16 protein-coding genes are annotated in these 17,486 nt (G+C 71.3%); 7 read left to right on the top strand and 9 right to left on the bottom strand.

All coding sequences use genetic code 11. The features are described 5' to 3' along the window. Positions 1–97 precede the first annotated feature (97 nt). Complete coding sequence (locus ACFY6S_RS05835; protein ID WP_388823254.1) at positions 98–982, bottom strand: RimK family alpha-L-glutamate ligase; 885 nt, start codon at positions 980–982, stop codon at positions 98–100. After that, complete coding sequence (locus ACFY6S_RS05830) at positions 979–1,170, bottom strand: lysine biosynthesis protein LysW (RefSeq protein ID WP_388823252.1); 192 nt, start codon at positions 1,168–1,170, stop codon at positions 979–981. Before ACFY6S_RS05830 ends, ACFY6S_RS05835 begins: the two co-directional genes overlap by 4 nt. A 738-nt stretch (positions 1,171–1,908) precedes the next feature. On the opposite strand from ACFY6S_RS05830, the gene ACFY6S_RS05825 reads away from it, so the two are divergent. The 3 genes from ACFY6S_RS05825 to rsgA all read left to right on the top strand — a co-directional run bounded on the left by ACFY6S_RS05825 (position 1,909) and on the right by rsgA (position 5,531). Continuing rightward, positions 1,909–2,118: a cold-shock protein gene (locus ACFY6S_RS05825; protein WP_388823250.1), complete on the top strand. Its 210-nt coding sequence runs from the start codon at positions 1,909–1,911 to the stop codon at positions 2,116–2,118. Between the two features lie 325 nt (positions 2,119–2,443). Next, complete coding sequence (locus tag ACFY6S_RS05820; protein WP_388823248.1) at positions 2,444–3,958, top strand: DEAD/DEAH box helicase; 1,515 nt, start codon at positions 2,444–2,446, stop codon at positions 3,956–3,958. Positions 3,959–4,373: 415 nt separating this feature from the next. Then, on the top strand, positions 4,374–5,531 hold the full coding sequence (gene rsgA / locus ACFY6S_RS05815) for a ribosome small subunit-dependent GTPase A (protein ID WP_388823246.1): 1,158 nt from the start codon (positions 4,374–4,376) through the stop codon (positions 5,529–5,531). A gap of 78 nt (positions 5,532–5,609) precedes the next feature. On the opposite strand, the gene ACFY6S_RS05810 is transcribed toward rsgA, so the two are convergent. From ACFY6S_RS05810 to ACFY6S_RS05800, 3 genes are all read right to left on the bottom strand, one after another. Then, positions 5,610–5,984: a PPOX class F420-dependent oxidoreductase gene (locus ACFY6S_RS05810; RefSeq protein WP_388823244.1), complete on the bottom strand. Its 375-nt coding sequence runs from the start codon at positions 5,982–5,984 to the stop codon at positions 5,610–5,612. 112 nt (positions 5,985–6,096) lie between these two features. After that, positions 6,097–6,579 carry a DUF456 domain-containing protein gene (locus tag ACFY6S_RS05805; protein WP_388823242.1) on the bottom strand — a complete coding sequence of 161 codons (483 nt, stop codon included), beginning with the start codon at positions 6,577–6,579 and terminating at the stop codon, positions 6,097–6,099. Between the two features lie 23 nt (positions 6,580–6,602). Next, complete coding sequence (locus tag ACFY6S_RS05800; RefSeq protein WP_388823240.1) at positions 6,603–7,655, bottom strand: helix-turn-helix domain-containing protein; 1,053 nt, start codon at positions 7,653–7,655, stop codon at positions 6,603–6,605. A gap of 428 nt (positions 7,656–8,083) precedes the next feature. On the opposite strand from ACFY6S_RS05800, the gene ACFY6S_RS05795 reads away from it, so the two are divergent. From ACFY6S_RS05795 to ACFY6S_RS05785, 3 genes are all read left to right on the top strand, one after another. Beyond that, on the top strand, positions 8,084–9,367 hold the full coding sequence (locus ACFY6S_RS05795) for a protein phosphatase 2C domain-containing protein (RefSeq protein WP_388823238.1): 1,284 nt from the start codon (positions 8,084–8,086) through the stop codon (positions 9,365–9,367). Positions 9,368–9,498: 131 nt separating this feature from the next. Further along, positions 9,499–11,241: a pyruvate dehydrogenase gene (locus ACFY6S_RS05790; protein ID WP_388823236.1), complete on the top strand. Its 1,743-nt coding sequence runs from the start codon at positions 9,499–9,501 to the stop codon at positions 11,239–11,241. A 137-nt stretch (positions 11,242–11,378) separates the two neighbouring features. Further along, the gene (locus tag ACFY6S_RS05785; protein ID WP_388823870.1) at positions 11,379–11,762 is read left to right on the top strand and encodes an ATP-binding protein; all 384 of its coding nucleotides are present in this window, start codon (positions 11,379–11,381) and stop codon (positions 11,760–11,762) included. A gap of 205 nt (positions 11,763–11,967) precedes the next feature. On the opposite strand, the gene ACFY6S_RS05780 is transcribed toward ACFY6S_RS05785, so the two are convergent. Together ACFY6S_RS05780 and ACFY6S_RS05775 are read right to left on the bottom strand one after the other, a co-directional pair. Continuing rightward, positions 11,968–13,032: a DUF2637 domain-containing protein gene (locus ACFY6S_RS05780; RefSeq protein ID WP_388823234.1), complete on the bottom strand. Its 1,065-nt coding sequence runs from the start codon at positions 13,030–13,032 to the stop codon at positions 11,968–11,970. Positions 13,033–13,242: 210 nt separating this feature from the next. Next, positions 13,243–14,091: a (2Fe-2S)-binding protein gene (locus ACFY6S_RS05775; RefSeq protein WP_388823232.1), complete on the bottom strand. Its 849-nt coding sequence runs from the start codon at positions 14,089–14,091 to the stop codon at positions 13,243–13,245. 152 nt (positions 14,092–14,243) lie between these two features. Between ACFY6S_RS05775 and ACFY6S_RS05770 the strand changes: the two genes are divergently transcribed. Next, the gene (locus tag ACFY6S_RS05770; protein ID WP_388823230.1) at positions 14,244–15,053 is read left to right on the top strand and encodes a GntR family transcriptional regulator; all 810 of its coding nucleotides are present in this window, start codon (positions 14,244–14,246) and stop codon (positions 15,051–15,053) included. Positions 15,054–15,373: 320 nt separating this feature from the next. Here ACFY6S_RS05770 and ACFY6S_RS05765 read toward each other — a convergent pair whose 3' ends face one another. Beyond that, complete coding sequence (locus tag ACFY6S_RS05765) at positions 15,374–16,138, bottom strand: enoyl-CoA hydratase/isomerase family protein (protein WP_388823228.1); 765 nt, start codon at positions 16,136–16,138, stop codon at positions 15,374–15,376. Positions 16,139–16,215: 77 nt separating this feature from the next. Beyond that, the gene (locus tag ACFY6S_RS05760) at positions 16,216–17,469 is read right to left on the bottom strand and encodes a cytochrome P450 (protein WP_388823226.1); all 1,254 of its coding nucleotides are present in this window, start codon (positions 17,467–17,469) and stop codon (positions 16,216–16,218) included. Positions 17,470–17,486: the final 17 nt, after the last annotated feature.

The following is a 17,486-nucleotide window of genomic DNA, read 5'->3' as shown; positions in this document are numbered from 1 at the left end:
GCCGTGACGGGTGGGCCGTGACGTGTGGGCGCACGGCGCCGGGCGGGTCCGGCGCGGTGGAGGGCGGTGCGGGGGAGGGCGGTGCGGGGACCGCCGGTCAGACGGCGAGCAGCGAGCGGTCCGACTCCAGCAACCGGACGACGTGGCGGGCGTAGAGACCTGCCACGTCCACACCGTGCGTGTCCGACGAGCGGGCGAACTCGGGGTTGGCGTTGATCTCCAGGACCGTCATCTCACCGGTGTGCCGGTCCTGCATCATGTCCACGCCGTAGAAACCGGGGCCGAGCGCGGCGACGGCCTGCGCGCACAGCCGGCGCATGTCGTCGGTGATCTCGACCCGCTCGACCTGCGCGCCGAGGTGGGTGTTGGTGCGCCAGTTGTCGGACTTCCTGCGGATGGCGACGACGGGTTCCTCCCCGACGACCACGATGCGCAGGTCATGGCCGGGCTTCTCCACATACTGCTGCACCAGGACGGGAAAGAGCTTTCCCGCCGCGTCCGCGGACTCTCGTCCGCCGGTCCATGCCTCCAGTTCCTCCTCGTGGGAGAGGCGGGTCACCCCGCGTCCCCAGGATCCCGATACGGGCTTGACCACCACGGGCCAGCCGAACTCAGCGGCGATGTCGCGTACTTGGTCGTAGGTGAAGGCGTGCCGGGTCACCGGGTGCGGGATGCCGCTCCGCGCGAACAGCAGCGCCTGAAGGCCCTTGTCGTTGCAGACCTCGATGGCCGAGGGGGTGTTCAGTGTGGCGACCCCGGCCTGTTCCAGGCGGCGGGCGGTGCCGATGGCCTCGCGGTGCGACAGGTTTCTGAGGACGGTCAGCCGCGGCCGCTCGCCCCCGGCTGCGAGTACGTCCGCCAGGTCGGGCGGAAGGACCGGACGGGCGGTCAGCCCCTGGGCGCGCAGTGCGTCCAGGAGCCGACGCTCGTCGGGGCGCAGCACCGTCACCGACAGCAGGACATCGGTGGCTGCGGTTGTCATTCGCCCCAGTCCTCCTCGACCTCGGGCGCCAGGGAGACCTCGTAGCCGCTCTCCGACGCGCTGGTCAGCTCGTGCTCCTGACCGCAGGTGCCGCACTCGACGATCTCGCCCTTCTCCGAGCCGCTCTCGATGTCCAGGGCGCTGTCACACACAAGGCATGCCACGGCCGTTGTGACGGTGGTCGACATGGTTCTACCCTTCCGTTCGGACTGATGGGAAGTTCCCCGTGGGTGGCGGCCCGGTGCTTGTGGGCCGGACCGCCGCTTCCGGTACTCATGAAGTTAGATTCGGCCGCCGCCGGGCGCACTACGGGATCACGAACCCGATCTTTTATGACGCGCCGTCAGGTCAGGTCGTGGCCCTTGTGTTCCCGGACGGTGCCGCAGGGGGTGTCCACCCGCGTCGGGCCCAGTCCGTAGCCACCGCCCCGGTCATGTGCCTGCCGGTGTGCCCGTCGGCGCGGCACGGTGACTGTCCATCAACGCGGCCGGCCCACCGAAGTCCGGGACAGCCCTTAGGACCTCGCAGGCCGGCCTTCATCACTCCGGAGAGCCACGCGACGTCCGGCACGGCTGCTCGCGGTCACTGAGCCCCGCACACGTGGGAGGCACGCCGAAAGCGGGTTTTTGTGGCACGCGGGTGGGCCAATATCTATTACCGCGGAACGAGAATTGAACGTGTCGCGCGAACAGTGTGTTTACCACAGTCGACGGAGCGGATTTATTGAGCGTACGCAGGCCGCTACCGCATGCTACTGTCGATCCCAGTTGCAGTCGTGGTTCCCAAATCTTCAAGCGCCTCCACCGTTTTTTCCGCCGTGGTAAGCGTTTTTATGTTTCCGGTCATTTTCCGGGCGGGGCATCATCGCGGCGACCCGGTATCCGTGCATCGCGGGTCCCGGCGTACTGCCCCAAAGGAGATATGACATGGCGTCCGGCACCGTGAAGTGGTTCAACGCGGCCAAGGGTTTCGGCTTCATCGAGCAGGACGGCGGAGGCGCCGACGTGTTCGCGCACTTCTCGAACATCGCCGCCCAGGGCTTCCGCGAGCTGTCCGAGGGCCAGAAGGTCACCTTCGACATCGCGACGGGCCAGAAGGGCCCGACGGCCGAGAACATCGTTCCCGTCCGAGGCTGACACGCACTTCGTGGCTGGGGCCCGTATCCCTCGGGGTACGGGCCCCAGCCACGGAATTTCCCGCCCGAGGGTTCCCCCATGGGGCAGCCCCCGCCCACAGCCCCTTCTCCAGGGACGCGGGCCTCTTCGAAGCTGCACCCACAGGCGTCCCGGACTCCATATCCGCAGGCCGGCGCCTATTTCCGTTCCTGCATCCGCACGAATTCACCGCAGGTCGGATTCGCTTTCACTTTCATATTCCATTTCGGCCCGTTCTTGTGATTCCCCGCGCTGCTCCTCCGCTGCGGGAATTCCTTGGTACGTGCCGTATCAAGGAAGGTTCTGAATGAACCCCACACGTACGAACAACCGCTCCTCCCGCAGCCGTACCGGCGGCCCCGCTTTCGGCTCCGGCTCCGCTTCGGGCCGTGGCGGCAGCGTCGGCTCGCCCGCCCCGAGCCGTTCCGGGGGCCCGCGCCGCTCGGGCGGCCACAGCAGGCGGCCCGGGGCGGTCCAGGGCGAGTTCGCCCCGCCGAAGACGATCACCCCCGCGCTGCCCGCCGTCGAGGCTTTCGCCGACCTCGCCATGCCCGAGCAGTTGCTTGCCGCGCTCACGGCGCAAGGTGTGACCGTCCCGTTCCCGATCCAGGGCGCGACCCTGCCCAACACCCTCGCGGGCCGCGACGTCCTCGGCCGCGGGCGCACCGGCTCCGGCAAGACCCTCGCCTTCGGCCTGGCCCTGCTGGCCCGCACCGCCGGGCAGCGCGCCGAGCCCCGCCAGCCGCTGGCCCTGGTCCTCGTGCCGACACGTGAGCTGGCGCAGCAGGTGACCGACGCTCTCACCCCCTATGCCCGTTCGGTGAAGCTGCGCCTGGCCACCGTCGTCGGCGGAATGCCGATCGGCAGGCAGGTCAGTGCGCTGCGCGGTGGGGCCGAGGTCGTCGTCGCGACTCCGGGCCGCCTCAAGGACCTCATCGACCGAGGTGACTGCCGGCTGAACCAGGTCGCGATCACGGTCCTGGACGAGGCCGATCAGATGGCCGACATGGGCTTCATGCCCCAGGTCACCGCGCTCCTGGACCAGGTGCGCCCCGAGGGGCAGCGGATGCTGTTCTCCGCCACCCTCGACCGCAACGTCGACCTCCTGGTCCGCCGCTACCTCACCGACCCGGTCGTCCACTCCGTCGACCCGTCCGCAGGCGCGGTCACCACGATGGAGCACCACGTGCTGCACGTCCATGGCGCCGACAAGCACCGGACGACGACCTGGATCGCGGCGCGCGAGGGCCGGGTGATCATGTTCCTGGACACCAAGCACGCCGTCGACCGGCTGACGCGGGATCTGCTGAACTGCGGTGTCCGGGCCGCGGCCCTGCACGGCGGGAAGTCGCAGCCGCAGCGCACCCGCACCCTGGCCCAGTTCAAGACCGGGCACGTCACCGTGCTCGTCGCGACGAACGTCGCGGCACGCGGCATCCACGTCGACAACCTCGACCTCGTCGTCAACGTCGACCCGCCGACCGACCACAAGGACTACCTCCACCGCGGCGGGCGTACGGCGCGGGCCGGCGAGTCCGGCAGCGTCGTCACCCTGGTCACCCCCAACCAGCGCCGCGACATGACCCGCCTCATGGCGGCCGCCGGCATCGTGCCCCGGACCACCCCGGTCAGCTCCGGGGAAGAGGCACTCAGCCGGATCACCGGCGCCCGGACGCCCTCCGGCATCCCTGTGACGATCACCGCGCCGGTGGCCGCGCGGCGTGAGCGCGGCCGCAGCACGGCCTCCCGCGGCCGGCGCAGCCCGGCCTCAGCTGCCCGGCGCACGGTCGTGCGGCAGTCCTCCTTCGACGCGGCGGCCTGAACCCCTGATCAGGTAACCGGCCCCTCGCTGCGGGAGGCGCGTCTTGGCACTGGCTCGGACGCGGCCCCGCCCGGTGAGCGCCGCCCGCGCGCGGACGGGCCGCCATGGGGACGGCCGGACCGCAGGTCCGTGACGAGCCCGTCTTCGGTGGGGGCCGGGAAAATGCCTCGCGGTGGTGTGCGGAGCCCGGTTAGGGTGGCGTCGTCCGGGGGCGGTGGTCGTAACGTGCCGCTTCCGGGGCGGTGTTGAAGCGTGGAGAAGCAGGAGGTGAGGACATTGATGACGGTCATTGCGCTGGGTGCTGCCCAGGCTCAGAGGTTCATCGTTCCCATCCCTGTGGTCTCCGGCTGACCTTCCCGTTTCGCTTACGCGCCTGTGTGCGCGTGCCGGGGCCACCCTTGTGAAGGGTTTCCCCTTGTCTTTCTCCTCTCTTCAGGTTTCCTCCGCGTCGCACCCGCTGGCCCGGTACGGCTGGGACGCGGGCTGGGAGGCCGAGTTCGTCCCGTACGCCGCCCAGGGCCTGCTGCCCGGCCGCGTCGTTCGGGTGGACCGCGGACTGTGCGATGTCATCACCCCGGACGGCACCGTCCGGGCGGACACGGAATTCGTCGTACCGCGCGACCCCATGAAGGTCGTGTGCACGGGGGACTGGGTCGCCGTCGACCCGGCGGGCAGCGAGCCGCGGTACGTGCGGACGCTGCTGCCGCGCCGTACCGCCTTCGTACGCTCGACCTCCTCGAAGCGGTCCGAGGGCCAGGTGCTGGCCACCAACATCGATCATGTCGTCATCTGTGTGTCGCTCGCGGTCGAACTGGATCTCGGGCGGATCGAGCGGTTCCTCGCGCTCGCGATGTCCAGTTCGACCGGCGAGGCACTGCTGCGTAAGTCGGCACTCGCCGGGGAGAGCGGGGCCCTGCCGCTCGTCGTGCTCACGAAATCGGATCTGGTGACCGGCCCCCACACCGCCGACCACCTGGTCCAGGACGTGGCGACGGTTGCTCCCGGGGTGCGGGTGCTGACGGCCAGTTCGATGACGGGGGAGGGGATCGACGTCCTCTCGGCGGCCCTGTCCACCGGTACGAGCGTGCTCCTCGGTGCCTCGGGAGCCGGGAAGTCCTCCCTGGCCAACGTGCTGCTCGGGGAGGAGGTGATGGGGGTGCGGGCCGCCCGTGAGGTCGACGGCAAGGGGCGCCACACCACCACGACCCGCAATCTGCTCGCGATGCCCGGCGGCGGGGTGCTCATCGACACGCCGGGGCTGCGCGGGGTCGGGCTGTGGGACGCGGAGGCCGGTGTCGGGCAGGTGTTCTCGGAGATCGAGGCGCTCGCCGGGGAGTGCCGGTTCCACGACTGCGCCCATGGCGCGGAGCCCGGCTGCGCCGTGCTCGCCGCGGTGGCGGAGGGCTCGCTGTCCGACCGGCGACTGGAGAGCTACCGCAAACTGCTGCGGGAGAACCGGTTCATCGTCGCCAAGACCGATGCCCGGCTGCGCGGTGAGATGCGGCGCGACTGGAAGCGCAGGGGCGCGGAGGGACGCGCGGCGATGGAGGCCAAACGCGGCCGGATCAGGTGACAGCGCCGTTCGTACCGCACCTGCCCCTTCCCGGGGACGCCTCGGTGTCCCCGGGAAAGGGGCGGGATCCGGACGGCCCTACGGGCCCGGCTCCAGGCCCCAGCTGTGGATCTTGCGCGGGTGAATGCGGATCAGCTCCTCGCTGAGCGGCGCACCGAGGTCGTGCGGGCCGACCAGCAGCTCCGCCTCGCCCCGGATGTCCACTCCGCGCACCGTCCACGGGTCGGTGCTCACGATGTCGTCCACGACGAGCGCCACCCGCGGATTGACCTGGAGATTGCGCCACTTTTTGGTCGTCCCCAGGGCGAAACCTCCGATCAGGAGGGTTCCGTCGTCCTGCGGGTAGTACGCGACCGGGTTCGCCTGCGGCTGTCCCCTGGGATCGACGGTCGCCATCCGGCCCAGTCGCTGGGTCTTCAGATACGCGCGCTCGGCCTCACTGAATCGGCTCATGGGGCCAGCGTCACACGGGCAGCCGCTCACGCGCATCGGTTCCTGGCCCTGGTCCGCGGGTCCTGGTCCCGTTCCCGATGTCGTTGCCGGGCCGGTGCCGGGCCCGCGGGGGTCAGGCCCAGACCACCGTTCCCAGCCACGCGCCCACCACCAGGAGGCACGCGAACAGCTCCACCAGCAGCGAGCAGCCCGCCGCGCGCATCACCGCACGGGTCGACGCCCAGCCGTCCCGGCGGCTGCCCAGCCGTACCCGCTCCGCGCCGTAGATCCCACCGACGAACCCGGCGATCCCGCCCACCACCGGCACCACGAAGAACCCCGCGATCCCCGACACCCCGCCGGTCACCAGGGACCGGTGCGGGGCCCCGGTCCCACGGATCCTGCGCGCCGGCAGCAGCGCGCGCAGCGCCTGGTTGAGCAGGAGCAGGGCCGTCGCCCCGATCAGTACGGCCCAGGCGGGACGGCCGGTGTCGGTCAGCGCCCACCAGAGCACGGCGGCCCAGACGATGGCCTGCCCGGGCACACCAGGGACCAGCACGCCGAGCAGACCGAGCAGCATGACCAGGCCCACCAGTACGAGCTGCCACACCTCCATTCGCCAACTGTGCGGCACACCGGTCATTTCCGCAGGTCGCGTGCCACCCAGTCCTTCTCGTAGGCGTGCCACCCGAGCTGGAGCCGGGTGGTCACCCCGCTCAGCTCCATCAGCCCGCGCACCCGGCGCTGCACGGTCCGCAGCCCCAGGTCGAGCTGTTTGGCGACGCGTGCGTCGGTCATCCCGGCGAGCAGCAGCGAGAGGATCTCCAGATCGGTGGCGTCCGGGCCCGGCAGACGGTCCTCGGCGACCGTACCCGCGCCGCCCCCGCTCGCACCGTCCCCGTCCCGTCCGCCGGCGCCGCCCGCGCCCTCCGTGCGGAGCCGCAGCGGCAGCGCCTCGCGCCACACCGCCTCGAAGAGGCCCATCAGCGACTCCAGGAGCCCGCTGGCGTGCACGACCAGCGCCGCGGGCTCGGCCCCCGGCCCGGTCAACGGGACCATCGCCAGGCCGCGGTCCGCCACGACGAGCTTCGTGGGGACGCGCTCGGTGACACGGACCTGCTCGTCACGGCCGAGAGCCGCGGACAGTTCGCTGACCCCCGCGGGCAACGAGAGCACCTCGCGCTCGATCACCACCCGGTAGGCCACACCGCGTGCCGCCGCGCGCTCCTCCGCCTCGTTGTCGATGCCCGTCACCGCGACGGGCTGCCCGGTGACCAGGGCGCAGACCTCCTCGACGGCGCCCAGCTGGAGCTGGCGGAACCGGTGGGCCACCGCGCTCGCGCCGGTCACCACCTCGATCAGATCGTGCACGGCCTGCTCGGTGGCCTCCGCGCGGTACTCCTCCGCGAGCACCACCGCCGCCAGCTCGGCCCGCTCCAGCTCGTGCCGCTGCTGGATGAGCAGCGCCCCCAGGGCGACGGCGGGCGGCGCCGCGACCCAGCGGCCGGTACGGGACGAGGACTGCGCGGCCAGCCCGTGCCGCTCCAGTTTGCGCAGCGCCTGTTCGGTGTCCGGCTCGGGAAGGGCGAGCCGGTGGGCCAGATCCGCGACCTCGGCGGCGCCGATCGCCACCAGCGCGCGGTACGCGGACTCCTGTCTCTCGTCGAGACCTATCGCTCCCAGCCCCAGCACCCCTGCGACCCTCCCTGTACGACCGGTTCACGACCGGTCCGTGACCGTTGTGCGCGCGGCTTCGCATACGTCCTGCCGACGTACGGTCCGCCCCGGCGCGCCTTCCCCGGACGCGCTTCACTCTCCGGCGGCCCGTGGCGGATACCGGCCACGGCGTAAACCCGCCGTCCCCATCATCCCTGTACGGCCCGCCACTCTGCGAGGGTGGCGCCATCACAGCTGCGACAGGCCGGGTCATATGCCCAACGGGTATTCTTGATCCGGCTCCCGTCCAGGAGCGACGACGCGCGAGGCCACCGCCCCCGCGTCCGCACCGGCCGGGTCTGTGACCGTTCGCCGGGCGTCCTTCCCGTGGGGGGTGGGGCCGCCCGGCGAACTCTTTTCCCGATGTCGGGATACGCGCCCACGGCCCGGTCGACAATGGGGACATGAGCCAGCAACAGGGGGAGACGCCCGCCGCCGACGACGACTGGTGGAACCGGTTGTACGGCGAGTCCGTACCGGACGCCGGTTTCGCCGCCCGGCGCGCGGAGCAGACCGTGGACGACCGCTTCGACGCGGAGGAGGTGAAGGCGGTGAAGGCGGTGAAGGCGGTGCCGGGCCCGGCCGTGGCCGCCGTGCCTGACCGGGACGCCGCCGTGCCGGTGCCCGCGCGCCGGGCCTCCGCGCCCGCCGCGTCACCCGACGGTCCCCGTACCCCCGGCCCCCGGACGCCCCGCGCGCACCTCGGTGACCGCCCGCCCGCCCACGGACCCGAACCGGCCGCGCTGCCCGCCGCCCACGCCGACCGGCTGGACGAACTCGTCCCCGACACCGTGCTCGACGGCGCCGCCCACGGGAGCTACACCCTGCGGGCCGTCTCCTTACGGGGGGACTCCGCGCGCCACCGGGGCGAGCCGCGCAAGGACGCCCTGCTCACCGCCCGCTTCGGGGCCGGCCCCGGCGCCCTCGTGCTGGCGGCCGTCGCCAGTGGCGCCCGTACCGCCGAGGGGGCCCACCGGGCGGCGGCGGACGCCTGCCGCTGGATCGGGGCCGCCGTGGGCCGCGACCACGACCGGCTCTCCGCCGACATCAGGGCCGGCCGCCGGGGCGAGGTGAAGTCCGGGCTGCACCGGCTCACCGACCGTGCCTTCGGCAAGCTGCGCGCCCGCGCCGCCGAGCTGGGCGTACCGCCCGAGGAGTACACCGCGGGACTGCGCTGTCTGCTGCTCTCCGCCGACCCGGAATGCCGGACCCGGGTGTTCTTCGGGATCGGTGACGGCGGACTCTTCCGGCTCAGGGACGGCGCCTGGCAGGACCTGGAACCCCTCCTGCCCGACCCGGCCGCCGTCACCGGCGCGCCCGTCGTGGGCTACGGCTCACCACCCGCGCGGGCGTCCGGGCCCGCCGGGGCCCCGGCGGGCCCGGACCGGCAGGGGGACACCCCGGCCCCGGACATCGTGGCTCCCCGCTCGCCGCACCCCGAGGTCCCGCCGGCGCCGCCCGAGCCGTTCCGCTTCCGGGCATCGGTCGCCCGGCCCGGCGACACCCTGCTGCTGTGCGGGCCCGGTCTCGCCGCGCCCATGCGCGAGCGGCCGGCCCTCACCGAGGAGCTGGCGAGCCGCTGGGCGCCCGCCGAGCCGCCGGGTTTGGCCCAGTACTTCCAGGACACGAGCATCAGGGTCAAGGGGTACGCCGACGATCGCACGGCCGTCGGCGTCTGGGAGGCGTAACCGCGCGTGCGGGACCGCGCCCGGCGTGGGTTGATGGACACCGGGGGCCGGACCGACGCCGGTCCGTGGCGGGCGGCTGCCCGCGGCCCGTCGCCCGGGGCCCCGCCGGCGACCAGAAAGGTGCGCGTCCCATGGCCAAGCAGAACGTGGCGGAGCAGTTCGTGGACATCCTCGTCAGGGCGGGTGTCCAACGGCTGTACGGAGTCGTCGGCGACAGCCTCAACCCGGTCGTGGACGCGGTCCGCCGGACCCCGGAGATCGACTGGGTCCATGTCAAGCACGAGGAGACCGCCGCCTTCGCCGCCGGAGCCGAGGCCCAGATCACCGGCAAGCTCGCCGCCTGCGCGGGCTCCTGCGGCCCCGGCAACCTCCACCTCATCAACGGCCTCTACGACGCGCACCGCTCCATGGCGCCCGTACTCGCCCTCGCCTCGCACATCCCGTCCAGCGAGATCGGTCTCGGCTTCTTCCAGGAGACCCACCCCGAGCAGCTGTTCCAGGAATGCAGCCACTACAACGAGATGATCTCCCACCCCGGGCAGATGCCCCGGCTGCTCCAGACGGCGATCCAGCACGCCGTCGGGCAGAGCGGGGTCAGCGTGGTCACCCTGCCGGGGGACATCGCCTCCGCCCCGGCGCCCGAGAAGGCGGAGGAGCACGCCCTCGTCACCTCCCGGCCCTCCGTACGCCCGGGCGACGCGGAGATCGACAAGCTGGTCCGCATGATCGACGAGGCGGACCGGGTCACCCTCTTCTGCGGCAGCGGCACCGCCGGCGCGCACGCGGAGGTGATGGAGTTCGCCGAGCGGATCAAGTCGCCGATCGGGCACGCCCTGCGCGGCAAGGAGTGGATTCAGTACGACAACCCCTTCGACGTGGGGATGAGCGGACTCCTCGGATACGGCGCCGCCTACGAGGCCACCCACGAGTGCGATCTGCTGATCCTGCTCGGCACCGACTTCCCGTACAACGCCTTCCTGCCCGACGACGTCAGCACCGTCCAGGTCGACATCAGGCCCGAACGCCTCGGCCGGCGCTCCAAACTCGACCTCGCCGTGTGGGGCGACGTCCGCGAGACGCTGAACTGCCTGATCCCGCGGGTGCGTCCCAAGGCGGACCGCCGGTTCCTCGACAAGATGCTCAAGAAGCACTCCGACGCGCTGGAGGGCGTGGTCAAGGCGTACACCCGCAAGGTCGAGAAACACACGCCCATCCACCCGGAGTACGTGGCCTCGGTGCTGGACGAGATCGCCGACGAGGACGCCGTGTTCACGGTCGACACCGGCATGTGCAACGTCTGGGCGGCCCGCTATCTCACGCCGAACGGCCGCCGCCGCGTGATCGGTTCGTTCAGCCACGGCTCGATGGCCAACGCCCTGCCGCAGGCCATCGGAGCGCAGTTCACCGACCGGAACCGGCAGGTCGTGTCGATGTCCGGGGACGGCGGATTCGCCATGCTGATGGGCGACTTCCTCACCCTCGTCCAGTACGACCTGCCCGTGAAGGTGGTTCTCTTCAACAACTCCTCCCTGGGCATGGTGGAGTTGGAGATGATGGTGGCCGGGCTCCCGTCCTACGGCACGGACAACCACCCCACCGACTTCGCGGCCGTGGCCCGCGCCGCCGGTGCCCACGGGGTACGGGTGGAGAAGCCGAAACAGCTGACGGGCGCGTTGAAGGAAGCCTTCGCCCACAAGGGGCCAGCCCTGGTGGATGTCGTCACCGACCCCAACGCGCTCTCTATCCCGCCGAAGATCCGCGCGGAGATGGTCACCGGCTTCGCGCTCTCCGCGAGCAAGATGGTGCTGGACGGCGGTGTGGGCCGGATGGTGCAGATGGCCCGTTCCAACCTGCGCAACGTGCCGCGCCCCTGACGCACCGTACGGAGTCGGCGCCAGGAGGTGACGAACGCCATGAGTGGCCCATTACGGGCTGGGAATGCATCTCCTGAACGCGGCGCGCACGCGGCGCTGTCGGCCACCAGGGGCGGGGGGACAGAGTGACAAGAGGTATCCGGCGCAGAGTGGGGGGCGCCGATCTCGCGGCCGTTCCGGAGGTCAGGCACGCCCTGCGGGAGATGCTGCGGCACTGGCAGGAGCGGGATTCAGCGGAGGTGGCGGAGCTGCTCATCAGCGAGTTGGTCACCAACGCGCTGGTCCACACGGAGACCGGAGCGGTGGTCACGGCGACGGTCGCGGACTCCCGGCTGCGGGTGGAGGTAAGGGATTTCGTCGCCGCGCTGCCCCTGCCGTCCTTACCCGGCCGGCCGGTCCCGGACGACTCCACGCACGGCAGGGGGCTGGCGCTGGTGCGGAGTCTGGCGGACGACTGGGGGATACGGACCAGGCCGGTCGGCAAGGTGGTGTGGTTCGAGCTGAACGGGAAGACCGCCTAGGGGATTTGGCCGTGGTGACTTGACCGTGGGGACTTGGCCGAGGGCGAGGAATAGACGTGATCATCCCCGGGTAGGGATCGGGCATGGGCACAGAAGACACCCGAGACGCGAAGGACCGGCGTGACGGTCGTCCGCCACACCGGTCCCGGTGGTGATCGCGCTTCGTGCTGTCGGTGCTCGGCCCGCTCAGCCCGTTCGTCCGGCCTCAGCCGAACTGCTGCTCCATCTCCTTGAGTTTGCGCTCCAGGGAGTCGAGCCGCGGCAACGCCTGGGTGTCGTCCTCGGCGGTGAGATCCACGGTGCGCGTCTCAGCGGTGTGGGTCTCAGCGGTCCGCGCGGACTGAAGGGAGAGCCGAGATCGCTGGGGCAGCTGTCCCGGCTCGGGTATAGCAGGCTCCGCGGCGGCCTCGACGGCCGGCTGGGAGCCAGAACCTCCATTCGAGGGAGGAAGGGCGACCTGACGGCCCCCGCGGCCCCAGGCCCGGTGCTGCCGGTTGAGCGCCTTGATCTGAGCGCGCTCCATCTTCTCCTGCTCGCGCCGGCTGCGGCGGTTCTGCTCCTTCTGCCGCCGGTCGTCGCGGACCTCGTCGACCGCCTCGTCCAGCGTGCGCACTCCCTCGAGAAGCATCAGCGACCAGGCGCCGAAGGTCTCGCGGGGCGCGCGGAGCCAGCGGACGATCCGGATCTGCGGCAGCGGACGGGGGACCAGCCCCTGCTCGCGCAGCGCCGCCACCCGGGTCTGCTTCAGCGCGCGGTCGAACAGGACCGCGGCCGAGAGGGACATGCCGGCGAAGAAGTGCGGAGCGCCGTCGTGGCCCAGACCCCTGGGCGCGTGCACCCAGTTGAACCAGGCCGCGGCACCCGCGAACGTCCACACGAGCAGACGCGAGCCGAGGGCCGCGTCGCCGTGGCTGGCCTCGCGCACCGCGAGGACCGAGCAGAACATGGCCGCGCCGTCGAGGCCGAACGGGACGAGATACTCCCAGCCGTCCGAGAGGCCGAGGTTCTCCTGTCCGAAGCCGACCAGGCCGTGGAAGGAGAGAGCGGCCGCCACGGCGGCACAGCAGAACAGAAGGGCGTAGGAGGCGATGCCGTAGATCGCTTCTTTGCGTCTACGGCGCTCCTCGCTGCGTTCCCAGGAGTCCTCGGCGGCGGAGGACTTCTGACTGGCGCGCTTGCCGCGCGTGAGCAGAGCCACCGCCACCAGGATTCCGACGATCAGCACGACGCCGGGAAGCAGCCAGTTCAGCGATATGTCGGTCAGTCGCATGCGGTGTTCCTTGCATCGCAGTAGGGCGTGTTGGACGCCATTTTGGCGGAAGTACGGTGCCCCTCAGAGGGTTTCGGGACAAGAGCACACCAACGAGGCGGTGCGGCACACAAATATGCACGATCGGCTAACGCTGCCGTTCGGCAGGTGGCTGTCATGTTCGATTAATATCACCCCAGGGGGTGGCGTGGAATTCGAGGTGACGCGCAGTCAGGGGCGGGTGCCGAGCTTGCGGACCCGGTCGTTGTCGCAGGTGCGCGGACAGGTGACGCAGGTGTCCTCGGGACGCAGGGTATAGAAGAGACAGCAGCTCGCCCGGTCACGGGTCGGCAAAGATTCGCCGTCGGGTCCGGTCAGTTCACGGAAACCGGCCGAGCCCACATACGGCTTGGTCGTCCCCGGCAGCAGCTCCTCCAGCTCCGTCATCGCGCGCCGCTCCTCGCCCAGCAGGTGAGCGAGGTACCAGAGCCCCTCGACGATCTCGTCGGTCGCCATGCCCCACAGCGCCCTGCGGCCACGCCGCATGCGCGGGGCGAAGCCGTCCAGGACCGGTTCGAGATGCTCGGCGACGGCCGTGCGCACCTCGGCGCGCAGCGCCTCCTCGTCCGGGACGACCCGGGCCCCCGGCAGGGTGGCGGCCGGGTCGTCGGGCAGGCAGGCGAACGGGCCGGGCCTGACGGTCATCCGGCCCAGCCCCCGGTGGAACGAGACGGCCTCGACCGGCACGCGGGGCACCCGGCGCAGCAGGAACCACGGCATGGTGATGAGCAGACAGGCCGGCCAGGCGTAACGGTGCAGGGCGAAGCTGGCGATCACGTCGGGGCGGGCCCGCTGTCCGTAGTCCCGCAGCACCTGCGCCTCGTCCCAGGCGAGGAAGGCGTCGAGCGCCGGGCCGCCGGCCGCGAGATCGGCGGCGCCGACCCAGCCTCCACCGAAGGGGGGCCGCTCACCGTCGGTGAGCACGTCGACGCTGAGCGACGGGAACACCTCGGTCAGACGGGCGTACGCGTCCGCCACGGGGAAGGTGGCGGCGGCGGGGAGCAGGGCGGGGACGGTCATGCAGGGGACCACCGAATCGGGATCGTTTGCAGGTAAGCCTTACCTTACCGGATGTGATCGAGGTTTGAACTGCGGCTCGGTCGGCCTATCGTGCACAGGGATGATCCGGTCCGCCGTGCGGGGCGACGGCCGGGCGGTGGAGGAGGACCCGAGTGGAGCAGGGCCGAACGCGTGAGAGCGCGGTGCCGGTGGCGCCCGCACCGGGGGCGGCCGGCCGGGTTCCCGAGCAGCCCTTGCCCGCGGCCCGGCCCGGTGCTGCCGGTCCCGGTGAGCGGGACCGGGTGCGCGGCGAGCACACGCACGGTGACCCCGCCGAGCCCGAGGGCGCGACGGGCCACGTGGTGCGCCGTCACTCCGTACGCGGTCAGATCCTCGACGCGCTGCGCGACGCGCTCGTCGGCGGCGAACTGGTGCCCGGCGAGATCTACTCGGCTCCCGCGCTCGGCGAGCGCTTCGGTGTCTCGGCCACCCCGGTGCGGGAGGCGATGCAGCAACTGGCGCTGGAGGGCGCGGTACGGGTCGTGCCGAACCGGGGCTTCCGGGTCAACGAGCGCAGCACCCGTGAACTCGCCGAACTGGCGGAGGTACGGGCCATGATCGAGGTGCCGGTGATGCTGCGGCTCGCCCGTGGCGTCCCCGCCGAACAGTGGGCGGCGCTGCGGCCGTTGGCCGAGGCCACGGGGGCGGCGGCCGCCGTGGGGGACCGCGCCGCGTACGCGGACAGCGACCGCGCGTTCCACCGGGCGCTGCTCTCGCTCGCCGGCAACCAGCAGCTGGTGATGGTCGCCGAGGATCTGCACCGCAGGTCCCAGTGGCCGCTGAGGAGCGTGCCCGCCCTGCGCCAGGCCGATCTGGTGGCGGACGCGGCGGAGCACTCGGCGCTGCTGGACGCGCTGATCGCCCACGACCTGACGGCGGTTCAGTCCCTGGTACGGGAGCACTTCACCGGCGCCGCCGACTGACCCGCCCCCGCCAGGCCCTGCCCGTCCGGCTCCTGGCCGAAGTCGCGCGGGAAGGTCATGGCGTCGTTCCTCGCGGGTAGGGAGAAGCGTGCCCGGTGGCGCCGGGACCGGCCGAAGCGGTGAGCGTACCGGCCCCGGCCGTGTAGAGGCCGGGGCCGGTACGGATCGCGCCGCCGCCCGGTGAGCGCCGGCACCGGGGGCGCCCCACCGGTGAGCGCCGGCGCCGGGCCTGGCGGGCGCGTCCACGGCAGCGGGCAAGTGATCACCTCGCGGCCGGTGCCCGGGCCCGGCTCAGGGGGCGTTCGGGGGCGGGTGTGGGGTCAGTGGGACCGGGCCGCCTGGGCGGCGGCGACGGAGGCGGTCAGCAGCTCGGCGTCGAGCAGCGTGGCGTCGGCGAGACGGTGGGCCCCGGCGTAGGCGTTCAGCATGGCCTTCGCGGTGCGCAGGGCCGTCGGGGAGCGGCGGAGCAGTGGCTTGGTCCAGCGGTCGACGGCGGCGTCGAGCTGGTCCTCCGGGACGACTTTGTGCAGGATGGCCAGCTCGGCGGCTCGGGTGGCGTCGAATCTCTCGGCGGTGAGGAACAGTTCCCGGATCCGGGCCGCCCCTGTCTCGTACAGCATGCGCGGCGTGATCCCGCCCCAGGCCGGTGGCACACCGAGCGCCAGCTCGGGCAGCCGGTAGTGGCTGTTGTCCGCTCCGACCCGCAGATCGCAGAAGACCGCGAGGCCCACCCCCGCGCCCACCACACCGCCGTGCAGCCGCGCGATGGTGATGACCCCGGTGTTCGCCAGCAGATCGCACACCCGGCGCGCCTTGTTGGCGAGCGCGCGCATGCCGGCGTTTCCGGTTTCCGGGGAGAGCAGTGAGGGGAACTCGGCGCGGTCTCCGCCGAGGCAGAAGTCGGAGCCCTCCGCGGAGAGGACCAGCACGCGGATGGCGGGGTGGTCGTCCAGCGCGCCCAGGACGAGGAGGAGTTCGTCGAGGAGCTGCCCGGACAGGGCGTTTCCGGTCTCCGGGCTGTTCAATCGCACTCTCACCACCGCGTCGTCGTGTTCGACGCGCAGGGTCTTGAGATCATCAATCATGTTTTTCTGGATTCCTGACGGACAGTTCTGGAGGCGGGGCTATGGTGAAACGATTCGCCATTTCTGCGCGGCCCAGCTCAGGCCGCGCTCACCGTGAGGCGGTTGAGCCGGCGGAACGAAACCCGAGGTTCCCAGGGGAGTGATTCGCTAATCCGGAGCCGGGGCATCCGCTTGAGCATCGAGGTCAGCAGCAGTTTCCCTTCCAGCCGGGCCAGCGGCGCCCCGAGGCAGTAGTGAATGCCGCTGCCGAAGCCGAAATGGGGCGGCTTGCGGCGGACGTCGAAGGTCTCGGGGGCGGCGTACTGCCGCGGATCGTGCTGAGCGGCCCCGACCATCAGCTGCACCATCTCACCCTCGCGCACCAGGGTGTCCCCCAGCGTGGTGTCGTGCGGTGCTATCCGGCTGATCGCGTGGATCGCCGGGTCGTAGCGCAGGGTCTCGTCGACCACATGCGGAACGTACTGGGGATGGGCGCGCAGCCGGTCCAGCTGCTCCGGGTGCTCCAGCAGCAGCCGGACCATGCTGGACAGCAGATGTTCCGTGGTCTCCAGTGCGGCGACGATCACGAAGACCGCCATCGAGTGCGCCTCCGCGTCGGCCTTCTCCCGGTCCGGTTCCAGCGTGTCCCAGGTCGCGATCCACGAGGAGACCGGATCGTTCCCCGGCGCCCTGCGACGCTCCCGCACCAGCTCGGTGAAGTACTCCTGGAGGCCGTGGGCCGCCGCGTCCGCCCGCGCCAACTGGCTGGGGGTCGGGAAGAATTCCTGGCTGAGCGTCTGATCGTTGGTCAGGGACCTCAGCAGAGCGTAATCGGAGGGCGGAAGGCCCATCCATTGCCCGATCGACATGACGGGCAGCTCGTCGGCGACCAGGGAAGTGAAATCGGCCGCGCCGCCCAGCAATTCCTTCTCGAAGCGGTCGAGAACTTCCTCGGTGTTTCTCGCGATCGATTCTTTTATTTCCGTCAGCGTCGTCCGGTCGAACATCTTGCCCGCCGAACGCCGCACCCTCGTATGGTGGGGCGGATTGAGCATGGGGAGCGATTTCGCCGTCTGCAGCGAGGCCGGTCTGTTCCAGCGCGCCACGTTGCCCTGGCTGGTCCGCCACTGGGTATCCGGCACTCTCCACGTTCTGCTCCTCATGACCTCGTCGCAGAGAGCGTACGAGGTGATGAGGTGTCCGCCCCAGGGAGAGGGGAATATGTCGCCGAGGTCCCTCAGCTCCGCGTAGAGAGGCAGCGGATTCGACTGACCCTTCCTGGTGCGGAGCCGGGAGAAAAGAGAGGCCACAGTGCGGCGGTCGACGGCTGGGGTGGTCAGGGTGGGCTCCACGAGAATCTTTCTTTCAA

The organism is Streptomyces sp. NPDC012835 (genome assembly GCF_042900885.1).
GTDB lineage: Bacteria > Actinomycetota > Actinomycetes > Streptomycetales > Streptomycetaceae > Streptomyces.
Note: the sequence above shows the minus strand (reverse complement) of the source record. Positions and strands in the feature narration are given on the sequence as shown.

Coding starts and splice junctions, on each gene's coding strand:
- ACFY6S_RS05835 (WP_388823254.1), bottom strand. CDS start 982: ATGACAACCGCAGCCACCGATGTCCTGCTGTCGGTGACGGTGCTGCGC.
- ACFY6S_RS05830 (WP_388823252.1), bottom strand. CDS start 1,170: ATGTCGACCACCGTCACAACGGCCGTGGCATGCCTTGTGTGTGACAGC.
- ACFY6S_RS05825 (WP_388823250.1), top strand. CDS start 1,909: ATGGCGTCCGGCACCGTGAAGTGGTTCAACGCGGCCAAGGGTTTCGGC.
- ACFY6S_RS05820 (WP_388823248.1), top strand. CDS start 2,444: ATGAACCCCACACGTACGAACAACCGCTCCTCCCGCAGCCGTACCGGC.
- ACFY6S_RS05810 (WP_388823244.1), bottom strand. CDS start 5,984: ATGAGCCGATTCAGTGAGGCCGAGCGCGCGTATCTGAAGACCCAGCGA.
- ACFY6S_RS05805 (WP_388823242.1), bottom strand. CDS start 6,579: ATGGAGGTGTGGCAGCTCGTACTGGTGGGCCTGGTCATGCTGCTCGGT.
- ACFY6S_RS05795 (WP_388823238.1), top strand. CDS start 8,084: ATGAGCCAGCAACAGGGGGAGACGCCCGCCGCCGACGACGACTGGTGG.
- ACFY6S_RS05790 (WP_388823236.1), top strand. CDS start 9,499: ATGGCCAAGCAGAACGTGGCGGAGCAGTTCGTGGACATCCTCGTCAGG.
- ACFY6S_RS05780 (WP_388823234.1), bottom strand. CDS start 13,032: ATGCGACTGACCGACATATCGCTGAACTGGCTGCTTCCCGGCGTCGTG.
- ACFY6S_RS05775 (WP_388823232.1), bottom strand. CDS start 14,091: ATGACCGTCCCCGCCCTGCTCCCCGCCGCCGCCACCTTCCCCGTGGCG.
- ACFY6S_RS05765 (WP_388823228.1), bottom strand. CDS start 16,138: ATGATTGATGATCTCAAGACCCTGCGCGTCGAACACGACGACGCGGTG.